At 59.2% G+C, this 3,215-nt stretch carries 4 protein-coding genes; all 4 read right to left on the bottom strand.

Annotation, left to right across the window (positions count from 1 at the left end; genetic code table 11):
• The coding region (locus tag RR842_RS13170) for a relaxase/mobilization nuclease domain-containing protein (protein ID WP_332730052.1) at positions 1 to 896 on the bottom strand (896 nt) is incomplete at its 3' end.
• 59 nt (positions 897 to 955) lie between these two features.
• A complete protein-coding gene (locus RR842_RS13165; RefSeq protein WP_332730051.1) occupies positions 956 to 1,363 on the bottom strand; it encodes a CopG family transcriptional regulator in 408 nt (135 codons plus the stop codon).
• Positions 1,364 to 1,636: 273 nt separating this feature from the next.
• Complete coding sequence (locus RR842_RS13160; protein ID WP_332730050.1) at positions 1,637 to 2,575, bottom strand: ParB N-terminal domain-containing protein; 939 nt, start codon at positions 2,573 to 2,575, stop codon at positions 1,637 to 1,639.
• A partial coding sequence (locus RR842_RS13155; protein WP_332730049.1) for a ParA family protein occupies positions 2,565 to 3,215 on the bottom strand: 651 nt, incomplete at its 5' end. The genes RR842_RS13160 and RR842_RS13155, both read right to left, overlap by 11 nt.

Raw genomic sequence — 3,215 nt, 5'->3', positions numbered from 1 at the left:
AGATCATTGATCACGGCGGCTTTTGCGGCGCAAGCCATAATCGCCTTTGACGCACTCGGATCAGGACGGGCTGGGTTCTTTGCCGCGAACCTCGCCTGAAGAGCCTCTTTGCCGAACAGGTACCCTAGGCGCTCACCGCTTACGCGCCTGGCACCTTGGTCGCGAAGCGAATATATCCAGTCCTCTCGCTTGCCATGCGCAGCGCTGTCGTTCACGTCAACGTCTAGGCGATTCAGGATCTCGCGAAACTCGGCCTCGTTACGAGCAAGGCCCTTTGCTGTTGCAACGCGATCGCGGATGTCGTTTACCCAGGAATACTCGCCGCTTTCGAGCACGCGCCGCTCGGCACGTCCCATGTAGACGTCTTGGCGTGTGCGTGCCTTGGTAGTTGGCTCTTCATCTTTGGCCGCCAGCTTGGAGAACCCGTCATCGAGATCTGGCTCATCGGCCAGGTAGCGCAAACCGCGCCTCTTCGCCATCTGCTGAATGAGCCTGTTGAGCGACATAGGGCTGTCCGTATGCAATCGGTTGCCAGTAACCAGGTTGGTGTTGTTCACAACGATATGCGCATGCGGGATACGAGCCTCGTTGTCGTCGTGGTAGATGATTGCGACCTGGTAATCACCGAAGCATTCCTTAGCCCACGCGCATGCGAGCTCGCGCAACCGCATCAGATCGAGGCCGTCTTCCGGGTCGGGAGAGATGACGAAGTGCTTAAACGTGCGGGCGGGGCGGCCTCCGTGCGACATGTCGTTTCCGTATGCATGGCGCGTTCTATCCATCTCGTCGGCCCACCGGACGCCCTCCTTCATCGAGGAATCGTAGCCAGCCATCAAGTCCTCGTCCCACGAAAGGTTGTAGAAATCACGGGCAAGCGCGCGACCGTCTTTCTCCAAATAACGCCGTATGCCTTGGCAATCCGTATGTCCCGAAATGGGCTTTACGATAGGCATCGTCAGCCACCGATCAATACGGAGTCTTCGATGGTTTGAAAGGACTGCCGAAACTCTTCGCAAGCGTTGCGCACCATCGCAAGTTCAGTCTCTATGGTTTGAATGCTGGTGCTGAAATGGTCGTAATCGACACGTCCGCGGCGTATGAACAGAGCGATGGTGTTCATGGCATGTACCGCCTGGTTGTAGTGGTAGCCCCACTTGGTCAGCTCGGCGTCTATGTCTTCGAGATCCCTTGTTCTGACGACGATGCACCTAGTGGTATCGTCGGCCTCTTTTGCGGAAATAGGAAGCCGAATGAGGTATCGCAGGTATTCTGAAGTCGAAAGCTCCAAGGTGTCCGCATGCTTCAATAACTGCGCCCTGTCCTCTTCGTTTATCCTGCAGCTGATGGTGTAGGTGTATCCCATGGTGTCCTGCTCCTTACATTGTCGTTTGAAAGCCTGCAGTGGAAGTAGCTTCCAAGCGTTTGGCTTGGCCGGTTGGGGCGCGGGGCCACCCCCGCACGAAGGCCGATAGCGCCTCCGACGGACAGCGCATGCGGGCTTCGACTTCTTCCGGCCGCGCAACGGCTCCGTCGACCGCGGCGAGCGCTCCAGCATCGCTCGGCAAGGCTGATGCGACCGGAAGACAAGTGCCATTTTGTATGTATTACAAAATGGGCTACTTGCTAGAGGTGCCTCCTAAGCCCCGTTCGTCGCATCTTTGGGGTGTTCGCACGCCTCCGACAGCTTTTGGGCGTGAGAGGCGATCGCGGCAAGGATGCGCGAATTCATGAGCTCGTCGCCCGCCAGGCTGCCTTCGAGGCACTTTTCGAGCAAGCCCGCTGCCTTCGCAAGGCGCTTGTCGGGGCAAGCGTCGGCATCCTTCGCCCGCTCCATGACGAACGCGCTGAGCTCTCGCTTGCCGACGTCTGCCGGGCAATCCGCATGGATCCTCGCTTGCTCGGATTCCGACAGGGCAGCCAGCGCATCGATGGCAGACGCGCTCAAGGATCCATCGTTGGCATCCTGCCGCCATTCCTCAAGCAGGTCGAAGTTGATCTTTCGATCAAGCTGCTCTTTCCTCTTGATGGTTTTGCCGGAAACCTTCTGACCGGTCTGCTCTTGGATGATCTCCGCCTTGATGTCTTCCGTGCGCCGTCCCCTGAGCGAGGGGTCTGCCGCGCGTCGGCGAAGGACCTCCTCGCCAAGCGCCGCGCTTGCGGCAGCGAACTCCGAGGCACTCAGCTGGCGCGTGAAGAAGTTCGCCGAATGCAGCATCAGAAGCGCCTGCGCATCGGTAACGTCGCCAACGATGCGGCAGGGCATCTTGGCATAAGCCGCATCGCCTCCGGACAGCAGCAGATACGCCGCCTTGCGACGATGGCCAGATAGCATCTGCCAAGACCCATCGTCAATCTTTCGAACCAGCGGAAGGTCGGTCAAGCCATGCTCCTTGATGGAGGCGGCTAGCTTTTCGATGCCGATATCATCCATGGAATAGATGGCGTTGTTGGGATGGTCCGCAATGGCTGCCACCTCGATCTCGACGACGGGAAAGCGCTCGCGCGTCTTGGATTGCGTATCGAGCAGGCCGGTGATGGAGAAGCCGGATGCGGCGGGATTCGCCTTAGCGCACATCGTGGTTCATCTCCTCGACGAGCGCAGCGTAATCCTGCGCCGGGCGGCTGCTGGGCTCGAAAGAAACGACGGGCTGCCAAGCCCAACTGCCCTCGCAGACCTTCGACGACGCGTGGATTTGCGTGATGAACTGCTCGTTTGGGAAGAACTGGTCGAGCACGGCCGCTCCGGTTGCCTCCGCATTCGTCATGCTGCCGGGCACGCACGTGCGAAGCACGCGCCACCGTGGCGTGGGAACGCGCAGGGCGTCGGCAATAGATTGGATAGCCGATACCGTAAGCGCAGTGCCGCGCATTACGGTGGCATCGAGCTTCACGGGGATGACGACGCAGCCATCTTCCGCGGCAGCCAAATAAGCATTGAAGCCTAGGCGCTTCATGGTTGGAGAGCAATCGAGGATGGCGATATCGAAATCACCGGAAGCGTCGTCGAGCGCGAACTTCAGGCGCTGCTCGCGCAAGACGAGCTCGTTTTGATCCACGAGTTCGATGGTTGAGGGAATCAGGAACAGGTTTTCGACACCGGTCGGATGAACCACCTCTTCGACGGGCTTGTTCTGGTAGAGCAGACCCACGGTGTTCTTGCCGGTCGATTCCGCCACCTCATAGGCCTCAAAGTAGTCGGTAGCCGAGGCCTGCGG

The organism is Gordonibacter sp., from assembly GCF_036667095.1.
GTDB lineage: Bacteria > Actinomycetota > Coriobacteriia > Coriobacteriales > Eggerthellaceae > Gordonibacter.
Note: the sequence above shows the minus strand (reverse complement) of the source record. Positions and strands in the feature narration are given on the sequence as shown.